The sequence below is a fragment of the Rothia sp. HMSC071F11 genome (assembly GCF_001809115.1).
GTDB classification, from domain to species: Bacteria; Actinomycetota; Actinomycetes; order Actinomycetales; family Micrococcaceae; genus Rothia; species Rothia dentocariosa.
In genome coordinates this window covers 80,811-81,701 of sequence record NZ_KV795754.1, presented here as the reverse complement: position 1 = coordinate 81,701, position 891 = coordinate 80,811, and the positions used below count along the sequence as shown (strand labels likewise).

Below are 891 nucleotides of genomic sequence, written 5' to 3'. Positions count from 1 at the left end.
GCGGTACCAGCGTTCGGCGCGATCAACACCATCGTTGCCGGAGGCTCACTCTTCATCATCGCCACCGTATTCACGTTCATTCTCGGCCCGACCGCGCGAGCGATACGGGCGCAGGAATCGCGGAATGAGGCAAAGAGCCGTGCGGGTGCATGACTTGCTCTGTATATCGCTTTAGCGCATATCATCGCCTCGGCGCATCACAGCCTCATGCCCGCCACGCTGCGAGCTACCCGAAACATCGTGAGCAGATAGTATTTCGGCGAGAAGATAGCAATCCGTTATCTTCTCGCCGAAATACTATCTGCTCGCGGAATTGGATGTGGATGAGCGCTCGACCGATAAGCTACCCGCGCTGCAACAGCACCATAACCTCGTAGTGGTTCGTATGCGGGAACATATCCAGCAGACGCGCGGCGACCGGCTTGTAGGAGGGCATGCGCGCTAGGTCAGCGGCAAGGGTTTTTACGTTGCAGCTCGAATAAATCACGTACTCAATCCCGGAGCCCTCAACCCAGGCGCACAGCCTCTCGCCAATACCTCGCCTGGGCGGGTTTACCACCAGCATCTCGGGGGTTTCGCGGGTATTCACGGCGAACTCGGTCGCATCCCCCGCCGCAAATTTCACGCCCTTAAGTCCCTGCTCGGCAACGGTACGCTGGGCGCTGCGAATCGCCTCCGCACTGATCTCGATCCCGGTGACCTCACCGTGCATCACCTGCGCCGCGTGCAGGGCAAAACCGCCCACACCACAATACAAATCCCAGAGCGTGCGCGGCTGAACCTGCGCCACCCACTCGCGGCCCTGCGCATACATCGCCTGCGCAATCTGCGTGTTCGTCTGAAAGAAACTCTGCGGGCGCAGGTGCAGGCTCATGCCGTTCACGCGCATCG

General features: G+C 60.2%; 1 protein-coding gene. It reads right to left on the bottom strand.

The features are described 5' to 3' along the window. Positions 1-343 precede the first annotated feature (343 nt). The coding region (locus HMPREF2554_RS04530) for a methyltransferase domain-containing protein (protein WP_141744367.1) at positions 344-891 on the bottom strand (548 nt) is incomplete at its 5' end.